Origin of the sequence: Microbispora triticiradicis (assembly GCF_005864065.1) — a bacterium.
Taxonomy (GTDB): Bacteria; Actinomycetota; Actinomycetes; order Streptosporangiales; family Streptosporangiaceae; genus Microbispora; species Microbispora triticiradicis.
In genome coordinates this window covers 194,903-214,052 of sequence record NZ_VANP01000006.1, presented here as the reverse complement: position 1 = coordinate 214,052, position 19,150 = coordinate 194,903, and the positions used below count along the sequence as shown (strand labels likewise).

16 protein-coding genes are annotated in these 19,150 nt (G+C 70.3%); 5 read left to right on the top strand and 11 right to left on the bottom strand.

What is annotated here, in order from left to right; genetic code table 11:
* Window positions 1-107: 107 nt before the first annotated feature.
* The 8 genes from FED44_RS17705 to FED44_RS17670 are packed head-to-tail and all read right to left on the bottom strand — an operon-like array spanning window position 108 to window position 11,064.
* Window positions 108-965, bottom strand: a complete 858-nt coding sequence (locus FED44_RS17705; RefSeq protein WP_138461341.1) for a class I SAM-dependent methyltransferase — start codon at window positions 963-965, stop codon at window positions 108-110.
* A 27-nt stretch (window positions 966-992) separates the two neighbouring features.
* Complete coding sequence (locus FED44_RS17700) at window positions 993-1,241, bottom strand: phosphopantetheine-binding protein (RefSeq protein WP_117410111.1); 249 nt, start codon at window positions 1,239-1,241, stop codon at window positions 993-995.
* Between the two features lie 12 nt (window positions 1,242-1,253).
* Window positions 1,254-1,622, bottom strand: a complete 369-nt coding sequence (locus FED44_RS17695) for a holo-ACP synthase (RefSeq protein WP_165900898.1) — start codon at window positions 1,620-1,622, stop codon at window positions 1,254-1,256.
* Window positions 1,623-1,638: 16 nt separating this feature from the next.
* Window positions 1,639-2,478: a class-II aminoacyl-tRNA synthetase family protein gene (locus FED44_RS17690; RefSeq protein WP_138461340.1), complete on the bottom strand. Its 840-nt coding sequence runs from the start codon at window positions 2,476-2,478 to the stop codon at window positions 1,639-1,641.
* Window positions 2,475-3,374: a diiron oxygenase gene (locus tag FED44_RS17685; RefSeq protein WP_117410114.1), complete on the bottom strand. Its 900-nt coding sequence runs from the start codon at window positions 3,372-3,374 to the stop codon at window positions 2,475-2,477. The genes FED44_RS17690 and FED44_RS17685 overlap by 4 nt, the downstream gene beginning before the upstream one ends.
* Window positions 3,371-4,573 (bottom strand): serine hydrolase domain-containing protein, encoded by a 1,203-nt coding sequence (locus tag FED44_RS17680; RefSeq protein ID WP_117410115.1) that lies wholly within the window; start codon window positions 4,571-4,573, stop codon window positions 3,371-3,373. Before FED44_RS17680 ends, FED44_RS17685 begins: the two co-directional genes overlap by 4 nt.
* A gap of 1 nt (window position 4,574) precedes the next feature.
* Window positions 4,575-9,134, bottom strand: coding sequence for a type I polyketide synthase (locus FED44_RS17675; protein ID WP_138461339.1), 4,560 nt, complete (start codon window positions 9,132-9,134; stop codon window positions 4,575-4,577).
* A 40-nt stretch (window positions 9,135-9,174) separates the two neighbouring features.
* Window positions 9,175-11,064, bottom strand: coding sequence for a non-ribosomal peptide synthetase (locus FED44_RS17670; RefSeq protein ID WP_262367225.1), 1,890 nt, complete (start codon window positions 11,062-11,064; stop codon window positions 9,175-9,177).
* Between the two features lie 594 nt (window positions 11,065-11,658).
* Between FED44_RS17670 and FED44_RS17665 the strand changes: the two genes are divergently transcribed.
* The 3 genes from FED44_RS17665 to FED44_RS17650 all read left to right on the top strand — a co-directional run bounded on the left by FED44_RS17665 (window position 11,659) and on the right by FED44_RS17650 (window position 14,349).
* Entirely contained in the window at window positions 11,659-12,495 is an 837-nt protein-coding gene (locus FED44_RS17665) for a UbiA family prenyltransferase (RefSeq protein WP_138461337.1), read from the top strand.
* A gap of 211 nt (window positions 12,496-12,706) precedes the next feature.
* A complete protein-coding gene (locus tag FED44_RS17660) occupies window positions 12,707-13,393 on the top strand; it encodes a helix-turn-helix transcriptional regulator (protein ID WP_244302027.1) in 687 nt (228 codons plus the stop codon).
* A gap of 278 nt (window positions 13,394-13,671) precedes the next feature.
* Window positions 13,672-14,349 (top strand): methyltransferase domain-containing protein, encoded by a 678-nt coding sequence (locus FED44_RS17650; protein WP_138461336.1) that lies wholly within the window; start codon window positions 13,672-13,674, stop codon window positions 14,347-14,349.
* A 43-nt stretch (window positions 14,350-14,392) separates the two neighbouring features.
* Here FED44_RS17650 and FED44_RS17645 read toward each other — a convergent pair whose 3' ends face one another.
* Window positions 14,393-15,007 carry a dihydrofolate reductase family protein gene (locus tag FED44_RS17645; protein ID WP_117410120.1) on the bottom strand — a complete coding sequence of 205 codons (615 nt, stop codon included), beginning with the start codon at window positions 15,005-15,007 and terminating at the stop codon, window positions 14,393-14,395.
* Between the two features lie 309 nt (window positions 15,008-15,316).
* Window positions 15,317-16,213 carry a LysR family transcriptional regulator gene (locus FED44_RS17640; RefSeq protein ID WP_138461335.1) on the bottom strand — a complete coding sequence of 299 codons (897 nt, stop codon included), beginning with the start codon at window positions 16,211-16,213 and terminating at the stop codon, window positions 15,317-15,319.
* 82 nt (window positions 16,214-16,295) lie between these two features.
* Here FED44_RS17640 and FED44_RS17635 point away from each other — a divergent pair, with 82 nt between their 5' ends.
* Entirely contained in the window at window positions 16,296-17,021 is a 726-nt protein-coding gene (locus FED44_RS17635) for an SDR family oxidoreductase (protein ID WP_138461483.1), read from the top strand.
* 129 nt (window positions 17,022-17,150) lie between these two features.
* A complete protein-coding gene (locus tag FED44_RS17630; RefSeq protein WP_138461334.1) occupies window positions 17,151-17,921 on the top strand; it encodes an enoyl-CoA hydratase-related protein in 771 nt (256 codons plus the stop codon).
* A 26-nt stretch (window positions 17,922-17,947) separates the two neighbouring features.
* Here the strand turns inward: FED44_RS17630 and galK are convergent, their stop codons facing one another.
* Window positions 17,948-19,069, bottom strand: a complete 1,122-nt coding sequence (gene galK, locus FED44_RS36485; protein WP_138461333.1) for a galactokinase — start codon at window positions 19,067-19,069, stop codon at window positions 17,948-17,950.
* Between the last annotated feature and the right edge of the window lie 81 nt (window positions 19,070-19,150).

Genomic DNA, 19,150 nt, shown 5'->3' with positions numbered 1-19,150 from the left:
CACGATCAAACCTTCGTGGACGGCCTTGATGAATCTTACGGTGAACCCTCTTCAAGGGGCGGCCGATTGATTCCGCGAGGCGCGGAATTCCTCGACGCCTGGGGTGGTCACGTCAGCACGGTGGCCATTTCGGGCGGTAAAGGCCGATCCGCCGTGACGGCACTGATCAGCCAGCTCCGCGGCACGCCACGCGCCTCGCGGGGAGGCACGGCGTACGGCCAGCGGCGCTCGCCGGCGCCCGGCTCGCCCGGCTGCCGGAGATCCTCGACGGCCCACCCGTGTGCGGTCAGGAATCCCTCCGGGTCGTCGGTGCCGAACCGCCACGGCGTGCCGTCCTCGCGCAGGCGCCGCAGGAACGACTGCGTCATCGGGTGGCGCAGCAGGGCCGCGCTGGTCATGTCGACGACCAACCGGCTTTCCGGCGGAGAGGCGCCGGCCACCGTCTCGAGCAGCCGTCCGGCCTGCTCCTCGGTGAGGAAGAACAGCAGGCCCTCGGCGATCCACAGGGTGCGCTCGGCTGGGTCGAACCCGCCCGACTTCAGCGCCTCCAGCCAGTCCCCGGCCAGGTCGGCTCTGATCGGCACCGTCGGCACCCGCGGCTCGGCCGCGAGCGCAGCCAGGCGCGCCTGCTTCTCGTCCAGCAACGGGCCGTGGTCGACCTCGTAGACGGTCGTGCCGGCGGGCCAGTCGAGGCGGTGGGTGCGTACGTCCATGCCGTTGGCGAGCAGCACGACCTGCCGGATGCCGGTCTCGCCGAGGATGCGCGTCAAGGCGTCGTCCATGTACCGGGTGCGCACGGCGACGAAGTCGGACACGCCGGCGCCCCGGTATCGGTCGAGCAGTTCGAACCCACGTGGTTCGGCCAGGCACCGAGCGTACTCGTCGCGGAACAGGCCGTCGGAGCGTTCGGTCTCCAGCGCACGGACGGCCGCGGTCCATTGGGCGGTGTAGGAGATGTCATCCACGCGATTGCCTTTCTCCACTCGCGTCGATCAGGTGGCCAGAAAGTGTTTCTCGATGGCGGCGAGCGTGCGAATGTCGCTGATGTTCAGGGTGTCCATGTCGATCTCGACACCGCTCACTTCCTGGATGAGGAACACGAACTCGACGAAGGAGAGCGAGTCGACCAGGCGGCTGTCGACCAGATCCTCGTCGACTCCGACGTCGGTGCGATTCTTGTGCTTGGCGAGGATCCATTCCTTGATCTGATCGATTCGCGCCGTTGTCTGCTGCTGGGTCATCTCAGGAATCCCTCAACTTCTGATCATGGTCGCCGCGACGGCCACGGCGTACGCGCCGTCGTGTGTGACGCTGACTGATATCTCCGACTCCACCCCGGCGGCCTGGGCCAGCTCCGCGGACATCCCGTCGAGCCGGACGACCGGCCATCGGCCCGCTCCGCCGTCGACCTGCAGGCTCTGCCATGGCACCGGCCGGTTCCGCTGGTGAAAGAGCTTGAACACCGCCTCCTTGATGGCCAGGAAGCCGGCCACCGCGCTGGGGTCGAGACGGCCCTGCCGGGTGCAGGCCGCGATCTCCTCCGGCCGGAGCATGTGCGACAGCACCTGCCGGCGCTCCGGCCGCACCAGGTCCTCGGCCCGGGAGATCAGCACGATGTCCACTCCGACCCGCGGCACGCTAGACGAGCTGCCGCTCACGGAGCGCCCGCTCGACCTTCTCGTGGGCGCGCCCGGCCGAGCCGTACCGGCCGACCAGCACGCTTACCCACCGCTCCAATCCGAAGGCGACGCAACCGGTGAAGGCGGTGCCGCCATCGGGCTCGAGGCCGATGCGGCACCGCTCGCCGAAGAAGTTGCGATGCGTGTTGACCGAGGCGATGGCGAGGTCGTCGACCTGGAACTCGTACTTCACCGGCTGCATCCGCTGCAGGAGGGCGCGCGCACCGTCCCGCTGGAAGAACGGGTCGGACGCGGCCTCCACGGTGACGTCGAGCGACAACGCGCCGAGAAGCTCCTCGATCTGGGTCCGGTATCGGGCGATCACGTCCTGTGTGTGCTCGTAAGACCCGATCGCCACAATCTCGCGCATCTGGAAGGTGAGCAGCCGGCGCAGCCCGTCGAAGTGGCTCTCCCCGCGGAAGCAGCGGTTGACCAGCGTCACCAGGGTGTCCGCGGGCACCGTCCGATCCCGGTAGTAGAGGTACGCGCCGAAGCAGGTCGCCGTGGGCAGGCCAAGCCGGGGACCGGCGATCTGCTCCGGTGAGAACCGGCCGCCGGCCGGGCCGGCGACCGGCGCCCGCAGGTCGCCGGCGACGAGAGCGAGATGGGGAAAGTTGACGTAGACGTCGAAGTTCGCCAGCTCGTCCACCGGATAGATCGGCGGGGCGGAGATCTCGCCGCCGCCCTCCTCAACGGCCCACCTGCGGAACGTGTCGTCGAGCAGGCGGAGCAACGCGGTCTCCTCAGGCCCCAGAATGGCGAGGCCGCCGGCGATCCGGCTACCGCTCAGGCCGGTCATCGAACACCCTCGGGCGCCGCCGCCTCGGCCTGGATGAGGCCGTGCTTGGTCAGGAACGAGTGCGTCTTGCGGAACACCTGCGCCTCGAACTCCGGCCGGCGCGGGCCGGTGAGCAGCCGCCGGCGCACCTCCAGCGGGTTCGGGATGCCGGCGTCCTTGTAGACCTGCGGGCTGAACAGCGACTCGAAACTGTAGGCCATGTACCGCTTCAGATAGTCGCTGACCTGGGTGAGCTCTTCCGGCGTGGCGTGCTCGCGGAAGCCTTCGAACAGGATGCGGACAAGTTCCCGCCCGAACGCGATGTGCCGGGACTCGTCCTGATGGTGGATCCGGTTGATCTTCCGGATCGTGTCGTCGAGCCGCTCGTCCAGCGCCATCGTGGAGTTGAAGTGGTCCACCAGCTCCTCGAAGATCAGGATGCGGGCGAAGACCAGCAGGCTCGCCGCGTTGTTCGGCGGGATGGTCTCGGCGCCGCCGCGCGGCTGCTTGTAGATCTTCCCGCCATAGCGCAGGCAGAACTGGGCGAAGAACCACATGTGCTCGTTCTCCTCACCGATGAAGTGGTGGAAGAACTCCGACGGCGTGGCGAACTCGTCGGTGTGTATGCGCCCGGTGACCTCGATGAGCAGCTCGCGGATGCCGTGCACGTTGAGGCTGTAGAAGTTGATGCTCTCGTACTTGGACAGCCGGTAGAGCTGCTCCTGGCTCAGCTCCGCCGCGATCTCGGTGCCGTGCGTCGTGGTCAGCTCGGGGCTCATCCACCACATGTCCTGCGGCAGCGAGTCCGGCCAGTCGAACATCTGGTACGGGTTGTAGTAGTCCTCGATGGACATGGAGCTCAGCCGGTCCAGGATCTCCCGGAGCCGCTTACTGGTGTCGATGAGTGCTGTCGTCATGACGGGCAAACCCTCCTGAGTTCCGCTTGTGCCCGAGCCGGGGCCAGCCGGCGCGCCGACTCGACGGCCAGTCGGCCCAGCCGGTCCGCACGGTCATCGGTACTCGTGTACTGGTCCAGCCGGCGGTTCAGCTGCGTCGTCGTGTAGGCGAAGGCCAGGTCGTCGCCCGGGACGGCGAAGACCAGGGCGCAGTCCTGCCCGTAGTGGCCGAACGAGTCGACCGCCAGGCCCGCCTGGGGCAGGTTGTGGTCGGGCAGCATGAAGCCGAGCGAGTAGGCTCGCTCGCGGACGAAGACCCGGTCGGTTCCGCGCCTCTGCAGCCGGGATGCGCGCAGCAGCGTCTCCTCGCTCCAGAGGCGTGTGCCGTCGACGGGGCCGATGGTCGCGGCGAAGATCCTGGCCAGGACCCGGGCGGAGGAGACGGCGTTGCATCCCGGGACCTCCGCGCCCAGGTACCGCAGGGAGTTCTCCACCCCCATCAGGTTCGGGTTTCGCTGGGACCGGCTCAGGAACGAGGAGTTGTCACCCAGCAGGTGCAGGATGTCCGCGGCCGTACCGGTGCCTGCCGGACGCGTCTGGCGGAACGGCGCGAAGCGCGCCAGGTCGTCGATGCCGATCCGAACCTCGGCGCCGAGCGGCTCGCGGAATTCCTCCCGGAACAGCTCGTCCACCGACTTGCCGGTCGCGCGCCGCAGGAACTCGCCCACGCCCCAGCCGAAGGTCAGGTCGTGATAGCCGTGGTCGGTTCCCGGTTCCCAGTACGGGCGCTGGGCGGCGAGCGCCTCGACCGCCGGGTCCCATTCGAGCACGTCGTCGACGGAGAGCCGGCGGTCGACGCCGATCAGCCCGGCCTGGTGGCTGAGGAAGACGGCCAGGGTGAGCGACGCCTTGCCGGCGGCGGCGAACTCCGGCCAGACCTCGGCGATTGGGCGGTCGATGTCGATTACGCCCCGTTCGTGCAGGGCGTGCGTGACGACCGACAGCAGGGCCTTGCTGACCGACCGCACGTTCTGCAGCTGGTCGGGCAGCCGCCCCGCGGACCGCAGCCGGACCCGTTCCTCGCCTCCGACGTAGACGCAGAGTTCGGCGTTGGAGTCCTGCCCTTCCCGGTGGATCCGGTCGAACTCCGCCACCAGCGGGAGGAACTCCTCCGAGTAGGTGCCGATGACGTGCTCGGAGTACGCGGCCTCGTTTTCCATGTCAGGCCCGCACCTTCCGCATCCGCTGCGCGATGTCGTCGGCGAGCTCGTCGATGGTCGGCCTGTCGAAGCAGATCGACGCCGGCAGCGGCACCGACAGGCGTCGTTGCAGCTTGTTCCGGATGGTGAGCGCGTTCAGCGAGTCCATGCCGACCTTCGTCAGGTTCAGCCCGAGTAGCTCGTCGCCGTCGAAGCCCAGTTCGCGGGCGACGACCTCCTGGCAGCAGGCAAGGACGTCCTCCGAGGTCACCGGCGCCGCCGGGGGCGGATCGGCGGCCGCGGGCGCCGAATCGGCGCCGGTCAGCTCAGCGACCAGAGGATTGGATGCGAGGTGGTGGTCCGGGTCGAGGTCCTTCCAGCGGACGGGCAGCAGTCCGACCTGACCCGAGGGCCGGCCCTCGATCGCGGCGCGCAGGGCCGGACGGCCCGCGGCACTGGAGATCGTACCGATGCCCTGCTCCTCGAGCTGGCGGAGGAAGTCCTCGTTGCCTGCCAGGTAGCCGACGTCCGACCAGGAACCCAGGTTCACCGACAGGCCGGCCAGCCCGACGGCCCGGCGGTGGCCGGCCAGCGCGTCCAGGAACGCGCAGGCCGCGGCGTGGCCGGCCTGCCCGGGATTGCCGAACAACCCGGTGAAGGAGGAGGTCATCACGAACAGGTCGAGGTCGGGCGCGTACTCGGCGGCGCTGCGGTGGAGGTTCCACGCGCCCTGCGCCTTCGGCGCCAGCACCCGCGCGATCCGGCTCCAGTCCGTCCGGTCGATGATGCCGTCGTCGATGACGCCCGCGGCATGGACGACGCCGCGTACGACGGCGTCCCCGGCGCAGTAGCGGGCGAACAGCCGATCGACCTGCCGCGGCGACGAGACGTCAACGGTCTCCGTCCGGATGTCCGCTCCGAACTCCCGGCTCAGCCGCCGTAGCCGCTCGGCGCGCTCCGGACCGGGAGCGGACCGGCCGCACAGGACCAGCCGCCTGGCGCCCAGCTCCAGCAGCGCGTGCGCGCACTCCAGGCCGACGCCGGCCGATCCGCCGATGACCAGGTACCAGGCCGCCGGATCGATGCGGACCCGCCCGGCTCCGGGCGGCACCCGGCCGGGGCGCAGGCGGGGCAGCAGCACGCGGTCGCCACGCAGGGCCAGCTCGGCGTCGCCGGCCGGGAGCGAGCCGATGGCCGCGGCCAGCCGGGGCACCGCCGTAGCGGACCACCGCTGCTTGGTGGCGGCCGCGTCCAGGTCGATGAGGACGTGCCGGACGGTCGAGAACTCCGTGCGCGCGGTACGGGCGATGCCGACGATCGCGCCCTGGGCGGGGATCACGTCGTCCGACGTCAGGATGCGGTGCGCCCCCGACGTCACCGTGCAGACGACGAGGTCGGGCAGGTTCGCCGCGGACACCGCCTGGAAGAGCTGCAGGCCGGCCGCTCCCCCGGCGGCGACGATGTCGTCGGAGGCCGACCCCGTGACGAGCGGAGGTCCGCCGAGGTCGGCCTGGCGCTTGCGTAGGACGGGTACGGCGTTGACGACCGTGTACGGCCGGTAGTCGGTCAGCACCCGCGCGGCGTCCGTCACCGCGTCGTCCGTGAGCACGTGGACCAGCACCTCGGCGCCGAGGCGCTCCAGCTCCAGCTTCAGGTCGGCCGCCGACCCCGTCGAAGGGGCGATGAGCAGGATTCGCCGGCCGGCCGCCTGAGCCGCGGCGGCCGGCGGCGCGTCGATCCAGGTGACCGTGTACTGCGCGGGGGCGCCCGAATCCGCCGGGTCCGCCACGTCGGTGTCGGGGGCTCCTCTGAAGTCGCCGTCGATGCGGCCCGCCGCCGCGTCACCGTTCACCGGGGTCGGCTCGATCCAATGCCGCCGGCGTTGGAAGGGATAGGTGGGCAGGGTGACCGTACGACCACCGGGCGACACGGCCGCCCAGTCCACCGCTACGCCGGCCGTGTACGCCCCGGCCAGCGCCAACCGGGTGGAGGCGATGTCGTTGCGCTCCCAGCGCAGTGTCTCCAGGCACGTCGGCTCGCAGCCCGGATCGTCGCTCAGAGCCAGCTGGGTCAGACCGGCGAGTGTGTTGGCGAGGCCGATCTCCAGGAACACGCCGGGCTCTCCGGAGGCGGCCGCGCGGATCGCGTCGAGGAACCGGACCGGCTGCCGCAGCTGGCGCAGCCAGTACCCGGGCGTCGCGATCTCCTCGGCGACCGGGGCCCCGGTGAGGGTGGAGACCATCGTGTGCGCCGGCGGGTGCAGCTCGACGGACTTCAGAACGGCGGAGTAGTCGTCGAGGATGGCATCGATCTGCGAGGAGTGCCCGGCCCGGCCGATCCGCAGCGGCTTGCAGGCGATGCCGCGCCGCTCGGCCTCCGCGATGACGGCGCGTACGGCGGCTCCGTCGCCGGAGATCACGGTGCGGCTGGGCGCGTTGATCGCCGCGACACCGACCTGTTCGTTGCCCGCCAGCAGCTCACGAACCTGCTGTTCGCCGGTGAAGACGGCGGCCATGGCGCCGGACTCGGGCAGGGTGCTGAACAGCCGGGCGCGTTCGGACACCAGGTAGAGCCCGGTCTCGAAGTCGAACACGCCCGCGCCGTACGCCGCCGCGTACTCGCCGAGGCTGTGGCCTGCGTAGGCGTCCGGCGTGACCCCCCAGCTACGCCACAGGGTCAGCAGCGCCGCCTGCAGCGTGTAGACGACCGGCTGGGCCAGCCGAAAGTCGGCGATGGGCATGCCCCGGCGGGCATCGTCCTGGTAGAGGAACTCCGAGAGGCGGTGGCCGATGTGCTGCCGGTAGAGCGGATCGGCGCGGTCGATGAACTCCCGGAACACCGGCTCGGACAGGTAGAGGTCACGGCACGCCTCCAGGTACTCGGCCCCGTGGCCGGAGAAGAGCGTGGTCAGGCGGGGCGGCGCCCCCCGGACCAGCCCGTACGAGAGGCCGATCTCTCCGTCGAACCCGTCGGACGCCTCCGCCTCACCGTTCGCCACGGCGTCCAGCAGCATGGCGAGCGTCTTGCAGTCCGACCCGACGACCGCCGCCCGGTGGGCGAAGTGCCGGCGTCCGGCGCCGAGGGTGAAGGCCACGTCGACGGCCTCCGGCGCCGCCTCCTCCAGCAGAGCAGCGCCGATCCGGGACGCCAGCTCGCGGAGCGCGGGCTCGGTGTCGCCGGAGATCGGAAGCACCTGCATGCCGGGCTCCGCGGCGGCATCGGGGTCGTTCCGCCTGCCAGGGGGGGCCGGCGCCTCCTCCAGGATCGCGTGGGCGTTCGTGCCGCCGACCCCGAAGGCGCTGACCCCGGCTCGGCGTGGGCCGTCCCCGCGCGGCCAGTCCGCGGTCTCGGACTGCACGAAGAACGGCGAGCCGGCGAAGTCGATGGCCGGGTTGGGCTCGTGGAAGTGCAGGGAGGCGGGCAGCCTCCGGTGCCACAGGGCGAGCGCGGCTTTGATCAGCCCGGCGATGCCCGCGGCCCAGCTCAGGTGCCCGATGTTCGTCTTGACCGAGCCCAGGGCACACGAACCGGGAGCGACCCCGGCGAACGCGTCCGTCAGCGCCGCGATCTCGATGGGGTCGCCGGTCGGCGTCGCGGTGCCGTGCGCCTCGACGTAGGAGACCGAGTCGGCCTCGACGTCCGCGGCGGCGAGCGCCTGGCGGATCACCGCGGCCTGGCCGGCCACGCTCGGGGAGCTGAAGCCAGGCTTGCTCGCACCGTCGTTGTTGACCGCGGTACCCCGGACGACCGCGTACACGCGGTCACCGTCGGCCAGCGCACGGTCCAGCGGCTTGAGAAGGACCGCGCCGACGCCGCTGCCGAAGACCGTTCCCGTGGCTCGAGCGTCGAAGGCGCGGCAGTGCCCGTCCTGGGACAGCACCAGCCCCGGCTCCGGCTGATATCCGTCGATCTGCGGCACCGGCACGTGCGCCGCCCCGGCCAGCGCCAGGTCACACTCGCCGGCCAGTAGCGCCTGGCATGCCAGGTGCAGCGCGTACAGGCCGGTGGCGCACGCCGCCTGGACGCTTACGCTGGGGCCGTCGAGATCGAGCTTGTACGACACCCGGCTGGTCAGGAAGTCGCGTTCGGCGGCCATGGCCAGCTGCAGGTCCTGGGCCGTGTCCAGGAAGTTCGGCAGGGGCCTGCTCGCCTGGCCGCCGAGGTTGTGCATCAGGTACAGGCTGGTTCCACAGCCGCCGTACACCCCGACGTCCGGGGTGCGCTGCTGGCCGGCCGCGCCGCCGTCCTCGAGCGCCTCCCAGCAGACCTCGAGGAACAGCCGGTGCTGCGGGTCGAGCAGGGCGGCCTCGCGGGGGTTGTAGCCGAAGAATCCGGCGTCGAACCGGTCGATGCCCTCCAGGGTCGCAGAGGCGCGCACCCACCCGGCCGGACCGTCGTCCGGGCCGTCCGCGACGGTGATCGACTCCCGGCCGCCGACCAGGTTCGCCCAGAACCGCGCCGGCGTGTCCGCGTCCGGGAACCGGCACGCCATTCCGATGATCGCCACGCCCTGTGAGTCGTCCCGGTACTCGTCAGGGGCCTCGCGCGGCAGGTCTTCCGATCCGTCGTGCTGGTAGCTCACTCGCCGAGTCCTTAATGTCGGTGACGCTGTCTGGTACCGGCTACTTCGCTCGCCGGGCCAGCCGCCGGCGGTCGGCCGCGCTCAGCCGCGCGCCCGGCCGGGCCCGGCCGGCAACCGGTGACCTGGGCGGAACCGGTGCTCGCAGCCGTGCCGCCATCGCGGATATCGTCGGATGCCGATACAGGTCGATCAGCTGCAGGTTCGCCTCTGGGAACGCGGCGCGCAGTCGGGTGAGGACCGAGCCGAGCAGGGCAGAGTTCCCGCCCGCGTCGAAGAACCTCTCGTCGTCGGCGAACGCCTTTTCCATACCGAGGACCGAGCTCCAGATCCCGGCGACGATCTGCTCGTAGCTCTGCTCCGCCAGCCGGGAGGGAGCCGTATCGGGGCCCGGGACCGGCGCGAGTGCCAGGAGCCGATGCTCCAGCGCCTTCCGATCGAGCTTGCCGCTCACGGCGAGCGGCAGCTCCGGCAGGACCCGGACGGTGTGCGGCACGGCGTACCACGGCAGGACCTGGCCGATCCGGGCGGTGATCGCGTCACCGGTGACGCCGTCCGCCGTGGATTTCGCCGCCGCGATCAACCCGGTCACCTGGGTGGCGGAGTCCCGGACGGGGAACACCGCGGCCTCCTCCACCCCGGGTACCGCGCGGATCGCCGCCTCGATCTCGCCCAGCTCGACCCGGAAGCCCCGGACTTTCACCTGGCCGTCAATGCGGCCGTGATACCGGAGGGTCGAGTCGGCGTCGATGCTGACCAGGTCGCCACTGCGGTACCAGCGCCGCCGGTCCTCCCCGTCGCCCAGCACGGGGAACTTGCGGGCGGTGAGCTCCTCGTCGTTGATGTACCCCCGGGCGAGTCCGTGCCCGGCGATCAGCAGCTCGCCGGGCACGCCGAGCGGGCAGTCCCCGCCGTCCTCGTCGACGACCCGAACATCCAGGCCGCGCAGGGCCCGTCCGATCGGCACATACTCCACGTCCCGGTCGGAGCACTCGTGCACCGTCGTGGCCACGGTGGCTTCGGTGGGTCCGTACGCGTTGTAGATGTGCGGCACCGGCCGGAGCCGGCCGATCAGCTCGGGCTGCACGATCTCGCCGCCCAGGATCAGCACCCGCAGCCCGCGGATCGCGGCGGCGAGGGTGTGATCCTGCAGCATCAGCTGGATCAGGGACGGCGTCACGAAGAAGTGGGTGACCCGTCCGCCCGCCAACACGCCGGTCAGGAATTCGGCGCCGTCACTGGACTTCCCGGCCAGGGAGTCCAAGGCGGCGAGCACGATGGGAATCCCCCGGGTCAGCGGCCAGAACAATTCAACGACGGACAGGTCGAAGCAGACGCTGGCCGCGGCCAGCCAGCATTCGTCCGGCCGTTCTTGCGGGGCGGGCAGCACCGCGTCCAGAGCCGCGAACAGATTCGCCACACCGCCGTGTTCGATCGCGACGCCCTTCGGGTCACCCGTCGATCCGGAGGTGTAGATGATGTACGCGAGATCAGAGCCGCCCGGCTCGATCACCGCGGGGCCTGTCAGGTCCGCCGCGCGTTCGGAGGCGCTCACGAGCCGGTAGGGCATCGACGCGAAACGCTCCGCGGTGACCTCGTCGACGAGCACCCCGTCCGCCGCGGACGAGTCGACGATCGAGCGGATCCGGCCGTCGGGGTAACCGGGGTCGATCGGGATGTAGGGCGAGCCGATTCCCATGATCGCGAGCATCGACGCCAGCCGGGTGACCGTCGGCGACATGCACAGACCAATCGGCTGACCGGGCCGGCACCCACGGGCGCGCAGCAGCCGGGCCACCGTCTCCGTTCGGTGCCAGAGCTCCGCGTACGAGACGCGTTCCGTGGCGTCCGAGGCCGCCACCGAGTCGGGCGAGCTCATCGCCCGCCAGCGGAATTGTTCGACTATCGACTGGCGTTTCACGTCCGCCGACATTGAAGGCACAGCACAGATCCTCTGCTACCGAGAACGATCGAATCACTACCTGAGACTTAGCGCAGGATTAGCAGCGAAACGGTTTCGGGGAGCACGTTGAGACACTAACAGAGATCCTTTCCTCATGACAATGATGATTCAATTCATCCAAAAGGATTACGGTGCATCGTTCTCTGGTATTACTCCCGGCCTCCCGGCCGACAGGTGGCGCCACCGGCCGAATGGCGTTCGAAGCAAGTGCGCACACGGTTACCCGCCGTCCCCGGTGGTCGCGGGATGGCGGCCGGCGGGTTCCGCACCCCGTGCTCAGGACCGTTCTTCGGGGGATCCGAGCCGTTGACCACGGCGCGAAAGGCCAGGCATCGGCCGGTCCCTCACCCAAGGTGATCAACCGGCCACACCGGCCCGCCCGCATTGGAATCCTCGCGTTCCGCGCCGTTGGTTGACAGGCCCGATAGCTCTGGTTTTTCATGGTTTCGTCCACGAGCATCCGGGGGTTCTCTTGGCTTCTCATGGCGGTGGCTGTTGGTCACCAGGCATGAATCGTTAACCGGAATTCGACGGTCGCTGGTCACCGCGCCGCATACGATATTCATGGGACTGCTGGAGTCCCGGCCATTGGTGCAGGTGATGTTCCTCAGCCGTTTCCTGGCCGGGGCCGCGCTCACCGGTGGCGCGGGCGCGCACGTTGTCTCGGTCGCCGCCGGAGCCGTGGCGTGGTCCGCCGCCGCCGTCGCCGTCTACGTGTTCAACGGGATCATGGATGTCGCCGAGGACCGGGGCAACGGCTCTCGGCGCCCCATCGCGTCCGGGCGCCTGTCGCGCGCGAACGCGACGGCCTTCACGGGCTGCGCCGCCGCCTTGGCCCTGGCAATCGGCGCGACGGCGGGGATCACCGTCCACGTGCTGCTCTTCCTCGGCCTGGGCTACCTCTACTCCGGTCCCCCGCGGGCGGCCAAGCGGGCGGGGGCGGCCGCCTGCGCCGTGATTGCGGCCCTCGGCCTGGCGACCTTCTGGGCGGGAGCGCGGGCAGCGCACGGACACAGCGCCGCCGTCGTCGTGTTCGGCCTCGTCATGTCCGGCTGGATGGGGTTGGTGGGCGCACTGGCCAAGGACATCGCCGACGTGCCGGGCGACGCTCTGGCCGGGCGTCGCACCTTCGCGGTCCGGTACGGGATCACCCCAGTCGCCCGATGCACCGCCGCCCTCGCCGTCGCGGTCGCGGTGGCGGGTGACGCGGCGGCCGCCCTGACGGCGCCCGTCCTGCTCCCGTCCATGCTGATCCTCACGCTGGGAGCGTGCAGAGTCGCCGGCGACTGCCGCTCTCTCGCGGGTGAGACGCCCCGGAACCCGTACCGCAGTTTCATGGCCACCCAGTACGCGACCATTGCCGCGCTGGGAATCACGTTGTTCACGCGTCATGCCATCTGAGTGAGGATGACCGCGCTTACGCCCGTTGATCTTTCTACCCGCGTCGTAGCAGTGGGAGTCGCGGCCGACGGTGTGGCGCCCTTGACGCTGTGTGACGCCCACCACCGAGAACCACCGATTACCGCGAGATCCGTTATGATCGACACACATCTCCACAAAAGGTTCGGGCCAATGGTCGAATACGCGATCTGTTCGAGGCGAAGAGACATCTGTGACCGGCATCGTCAGCGAGCGCATCGACCAGATCCTCGGCCTCTACGAGAAAGCGCTGCGCGACGCCGACAGCCCGCTCGTCACCACGGCCGACCGCTGGCATCAGGCCCGCCGCCAAGCTGAGGCGATCTTGAGCGAGTGCATACGCGTACTCGATCCCACCGCCACGGAACCATCAGATCCGCACGTCCCGACCCGCGAACTCGGCATCAGCCGGGCGCACGAGCAGATCCTCGTCGCCGACTCCATCCGCGCCGCCACCTTGCTATGGCGCGCGGCCGTTCCGGTCCTGCGCGAGGTCCTGACGACGGAGATCCCCGAAGGCCGCGAGCGCCTCCCGGACGTGCTGGAAGCGCTGTACGAGGCGATCAGCATCCGGCTCTACATCGGCAGCCTGGCGCACGAGCATGTCCGGCTTGCCGGCCGCCCATCCGGCTCCGGGAGAGACCACCGAAGTGTGTCCGGACCCGTCGCCGGCCCGGAGGACATCACGGAGCGCGAACGGGAGGTGCTGAAGTGCGTGAGCCGGGCGCTCTCCAATCGCGAGATCGCGAAGGAGCTCGCGATCAGCGAGGCCACCGTGAAGGCACACCTGCGGAATATCTTTCGTAAGCTCGCCGCCACGTCGCGGGTCGACGCGCTCAACAAGGTCGGCCTCGTACCGCAGCCGCCGCTTGAAGGATGAGATCAGATCAGGCTCAGTGCTTTTTCCCAGGCAGGCGGGGGCCGCTGCGCTCGGGTCGCAGCTTGTCCACATGTGCTCCGGGACGACGCATCATATTGCTCACGGTCTTCCGGAAGCAGCGGATGCGGGAGACTCGGCCGCCGGGTCGCCGAGCCATGACAGGGTCGTCGCGGTAAAGGCGTCCGACTTGGCGGGGTCGTATCGGTAGTGGTGCTCCGGTCGATCCGGGCTCGGCAGCGGTTCCACCAGGTGCGCGGCCCGGCTCAGCGTCGCGCGTCATGCAACTGGACGACGGCGTCACGGATATCGCGGCAGGTGACGGTTGCTACACCTCGTCGCTTTCAGCTCCCGGCGTCGTTGTCGACTTCCTGGAACTCCTCAGGGTGTATGAGGGAAACCCGGTTATGGAAATCGGCACGGGCACCGGGTGGACGGCCGCTCTTCTGTCGCACCGGGCAGGAGAGGGCAATGTCGTCATGCGTCGAGGTCGACAAGTCGGTCCTCGACGTCGCGGCGGACAATCTCGCGAGGGTGGGATCATCGTGTTCCCTGGATGCGGGCATGGCGCGAGTTACATGATGCTGCGAGAGCAACGCCCACCCGGCGGGGAGTACGGAAGCGGCCACCGCGAGAGCAGAGCGACGGCGGAGCCTCGCCGAATTCTCGACGCCGGGGTCGGGCTGGACGTGGCGATCGCCGGACTGATGCCCGGCGTCTCGGCGACCGCCAAGCAGGGCGAGCCGTATGAGCTCACCCTGTGGTCCGGCGAGTCGGCGGCGCACATCTCCGGTGAGGAGGTGACGCAGTACGGTGATCGAAATCTCTGGGATGAGCTGGAAGACGTCTTCTTCAGATGGATCGAGTGGGGAAGCCCCGACCGGACCCGGTTCGGGCTGACCGTCACCACGGAAGGCCAGCATGTCTGGCTCGACCGCCCAGACAACGTCTTCCGGTGAGCAGCGGCCGGTAGGCGACCCCCGTTCCTCCTCGCGATTGCGGCTACTTCCCTTCGGGGACCTGGTCCTTGATCTCGTCGTAGCCGGCCTTGGCGGGCGCCGCGGTCGGCGAGTAGATCACGCGGATCACGCCCGTCGGAAACGCCTCCGTCGCCGTCACTTTCAGGTGGTACGGCGCGTCGCCGTCGTCGAACAGCCTGCGGCCCTTACGCGCCGCCACCGGATGCACCAGGAGGCGCACCTCGTCGACCAGCCCCGCGGCGAGCAGTTGCTGCACGACGGAGATCGACCCGGGGATGAGGATACCTCTGATGCCGGCATCGGCCTTGAGCGCGGCGGCGGCGTCGAGGAGATCGCCCTTGACCAGCTCGGAGTTGCGCCAGGAGAACTCCAGCGGCTGGCGCGAGACGACCACCTTGCGCATGTCCCCGAGTTGCTTGGCGAACGGTGCGTCGACCTCGCCCGCGGTCTCGCGGCCGGGCCAGGCGCCGGCGAAGCTGTCATAGGTCTCGCGCCCGATGAGCAGCACGTCGGCGGTGTCATAGTCCTCGGTGACGGCGCGGCCCATGTTCTCGTCGAAGTACGGGAAGTGCCAAGCGGGGTCGATCTCGGCCACCCCGTCGGCCGAGATGAACAGCGTGGAGATGATTTTCGCCATCGTGACGATCCCTTCAGGTCAGGTGGCGCCGACAGGCAGACCGGCGCAGCCTCCCGAACCTATCGGCCGCGACCGACAACACAAGTTTGTCCGCACCGCCCGACGCTGCCGCATCATCCGCATTCAGGAGGCCGGCAACCACGCCCCGTCCGCCGCCGACCCCCAGCCGCCGACCTACACGACGCCTTCAAGTAGATCCGCGGGCCCGTGCCGCCGATACGGAAGCGACCACCCCACGACCGCACGCGTGGGGGACAGCCTCGCTGCGCTGGAAATCTGAGGACCTGCCGCCCGCAGCGCGGTGTACTACTACCGCGCAGGTCGAACTCGGGCGGAGCTTACAGGCGGCGCGGTGTCGCGGAGCCTGGCCGCGCAGCGGACGAGTGATGCGACCGCCGATGAGCGGCTGCTGGGCGGCCACGCGATCACCGTGGTGACGTCCGGCGCGTCGACGACGGGCACCGCGACGTGTTCGGGCCACTGCCAGGCCCGGCTGGAGGCCGGGATGACGAGCAGTGTCCTGCCGAGCGCCACGAGCTGGGCGAGCTGCGACTGGGTGTGCACCTCCGGTCCGGGCCCGTCCGGGTAGGAGCCGTCGAGCCGGGGCCATCGGGCGATCGGCAGGTCCGGCACGTCGCGGACCTCCGCCATGGTGAGCTGATCGCGGGACGCGAGCGGATGCGCCGCGGGAAGGATCGCGACCTGGCCTTCGACGTGGAGGTCCTCGGTGTCGAACCCGGCGAGATCGTCGTACGGCCGGTGCACGAGTGCCACGTCGGCGCGTCCGTCGCGGAGCAGGCCCGCCTGCTCGCCGACCTCGCACAGGAGGACCTCGACCGGTACCGCGCCGGGCTCTCTCGCGAACGCGTCGAGGAGCCGTTGCAGCAGCTCGTGGGATGCCCCGGCCTTCGACGCGAGCACCAGCGGCCGCTTCGGGTCCCCGGCTCGCCGCGTCCGGCGCGCGGCGGCCGCCACCGCGTCGAGGGCCGTGCCGGCCTCGCGGAGCAGCACCCGGCCGGCGTCGGTCAGCGCCACTCCACGACGGTTCCGATCGAGGAGCCGGACACCGAGCCGCCGCTCCAGTTGGCCGATCGCGCGGGAGAGCGGCGGTTGTGCGATCCCGAGCCGGTCGGCGGCGCGTCCGAAGTGCAGTTCCTCGGCGACGGCGACGAAGTACCGGAGCTCGCGGGTCTCGAGGTCGTCCACGGGCGGAGCCTACCGGCTGATACCTGCCGAGTATCACAGCCCACTCAGACGGTGTTGGACGATGAGCGTGCGGCTCGCGAGCATGGATCGCGTGAACGACAGGAAGACCGCGCTGGTGACCGGCGCGAACAAGGGGATCGGCTTCGCCATCGCACAGGGTCTCGGGGCGATCGGCTTCACGGTGGCGGTGGGCGCGCGCGACGATGTCAGGCGCAAGGAGGCCGTCGAGCGGCTGCGTGCGGCAGGCGTCGACGCGTTCGGGGTCGCGCTCGACGTCACCTCCGATGACAGCGTCGCCGCGGCGGCGGAGACGATCGAGCGCACGGCGGGCCGGCTCGACGTGCTCGTCAACAACGCGGGCATCTCCGGCCGGATGGACGGTGGCGCGCAGGATCCGACGACGCTCGACCTCGACGTCGTGCGCACCGTCCTCGACACGAACGTTTTCGGGGTCGTCCGGGTGACGAACGCGATGCTCCCGCTGCTCCACCGCGCGGACTCACCGCGCATCGTCAACGTGTCGAGCAACATGGGCTCGCTGACGCTGCAGACCGGCCCGATCCTGGCCGCGTACGCGCCGTCGAAGACGATGCTCAACGGCATCACGACCCAGTACGCCCGCCGGCTCGCCGACACGAAGATCATCGTGAACGCCTGCTGCCCGGGCTACGTGGCCACCGACTTCACCGGCTTCAACGCGCCGCGGACGCCCGAGCAGGGCGCCGCGATCGCGATCCGGCTCGCCACCCTGCCGGACGACGGCCCGCGCGGCGGCTTCTTCGACGACGAGGGCGTCGTCCCCTGGTGACCACCCGGTCATCACGCGGCTGGGAGGGTGGCCGGGCCCAGGGTGGTCATCGAATTCGGTCCACATCCACCGCCCTCCCGTGGTGTAGAACCTTGTTCGGGTGAAGGTTCGCGCGCACAGGAGGGTCCGATGGTGGTGCTGTCCGAGGACGACGGTGGTGTGCGGATCCTGACGTTCAACCGGCCGGAACGGCTGAACGCCTGGACCGCCGAGATGGGACGGTGCTACTTCGACCTGCTGGAGGAGGCCGACCGCGACCCGTCCGTACGGGCGATCGTGGTCACCGGGGCGGGAAAGGGCTTCTGCTCCGGGGCCGACTTCGCGGACCTGACGGCCATCCGGTCCGGCGACTACGCGGATGAGCAGGACCCCCGGCCCATCACCTTCCCCACCACCCTGCGTACGCCTGTCGTCGCCGCGGTCAACGGCGCGTGCGCCGGTCTGGGGATGGTCCACGCGCTCGTGTGCGACGTGGTCGTCACCGCCGACGACGCCACGTGGATGACGGCGTTCTCCCGGCGCGGGCTCATCGCCGAGTACGGCCTCGGCTGGATCCTGCCGCGACTGGCGGGACAGGCCAAGGCGATGGACCTGCTGCTGTCCGGCCGGGTCTTCACCGGCGCGGAGGCGTGCGCCATGGGACTCGCCGCACGCGCCGTGCCGGGGGACCGGCTGCTCGTCGAGGCGGTCTCGTACGCGAAGGAGCTGTCCACTCAGTGCTCGCCCGCCTCGATGGCCGTGATCAAGGGGCAGATATGGGGCGGCTGGCAGGCGGGGCTCGACGAGGCCAGGGACGAGGCCGTACGGCTGATGATGGAGTCGTTCCGCCGGCCGGACTTCGCGGAGGGGGTGGCGAGTTTCCTCGAACGCCGGGACCCGCGGTTTCCGCCCCTCACCTGAGCGGGAGCGACGTACCCCGTGTGATGTCAGCGAACGCGGTGGGCGCCGGCGGCGGGGGTGGCCGGCAGGAAGGTCGGCGCCGCCCAGCCGCGTTCGGCGTAGGCCTGCTCGACCGTGGTCCGCACCCGGTCCACCCGGTCGTCGGCGACGAGCGCGATGGCCGAGCCGCCGAAGCCGCCGCCGGTCATCCGCGCCCCCCGCGCGCCGCCGCGGACCGCGCTCTCGACCGCGACGTCCAGTTCCGGGCAGGAGACCTGGTACTGGTCCCGCAGCGACAGGTGCGAGGCGTTCAGCAGGGCGCCGATCTCCTGTACGGCTCCCGCGCGCAGCAGCCCGATGACGGCCTCCACCCGGTGGTTCTCGGTGACGACGTGCTGGGTGCGGGCCCGTTCGTCGCCGCTCAGCCGGGACAGCGCCCCGGCGAGGTCGGTGACGTCCCGCAGCGACGCGACGCCGAGGCGCTTGGCCGCGTTCTCGCAGTCCTGGCGTCGCCTCGCGTACTGCCCGTCGGCCAGTTCGTGGTGGACGCCGGTGTCGATGATGAGGATCTGCAGGCCGTACGCCGACAGGTCGAACGGAACGGCTCGGCTCGCCAGCGAGCGGCAGTCGAGGAACAGCGCGTGCCCTTCCCGGCCGAGCGCGGAGGCCGCCTGGTCCATGATCCCGCAGGGCATGCCGACGAACTCGTTCTCGGCCTTCTGGCACAGTTTGGCCAGCTCCATCGGCTGCAGGCCCAGACCGTACAGGTCGTTCAGGGCGAGCCCGACCGACACCTCCAGCGCGGCGCTGGACGACAGCCCGGCGCCCGTGGGCACGTCGCCGTCGATCATGATGTCCGCGCCGCGGACCGGCAGGCCGGCGCCGCGCATCACCTGGACCACCCCGGCCGGGTAGCGTGCCCAGCCGTCGGCCCGGTCGAGGTCGTCCAGCGCCTGCTCCCCGCCGGGCGCCTGGAGGGACGCGATCCGCACGGTGAGGTCCTCGCGGGGGCGCACGGCCGCGGTGACGCCCCACGGCACCGCGAACGGCAGCACGAAGCCGTCGTTGTAGTCGGTGTGCTCGCCGATCAGGTTCACCCTGCCGGGCGCGTGCCAGATCCCGGCGGGTTGCTCGCCGTACGCCTGGAAAAAAGCACCAGCAACGCCCACAGTCGCACACTCCTCGACATCCTCGGCCTCCCCGTAGGTTAGCGACCTTCGAGGCCGCCGGCGTGCCGGGGCCCGGCTCGG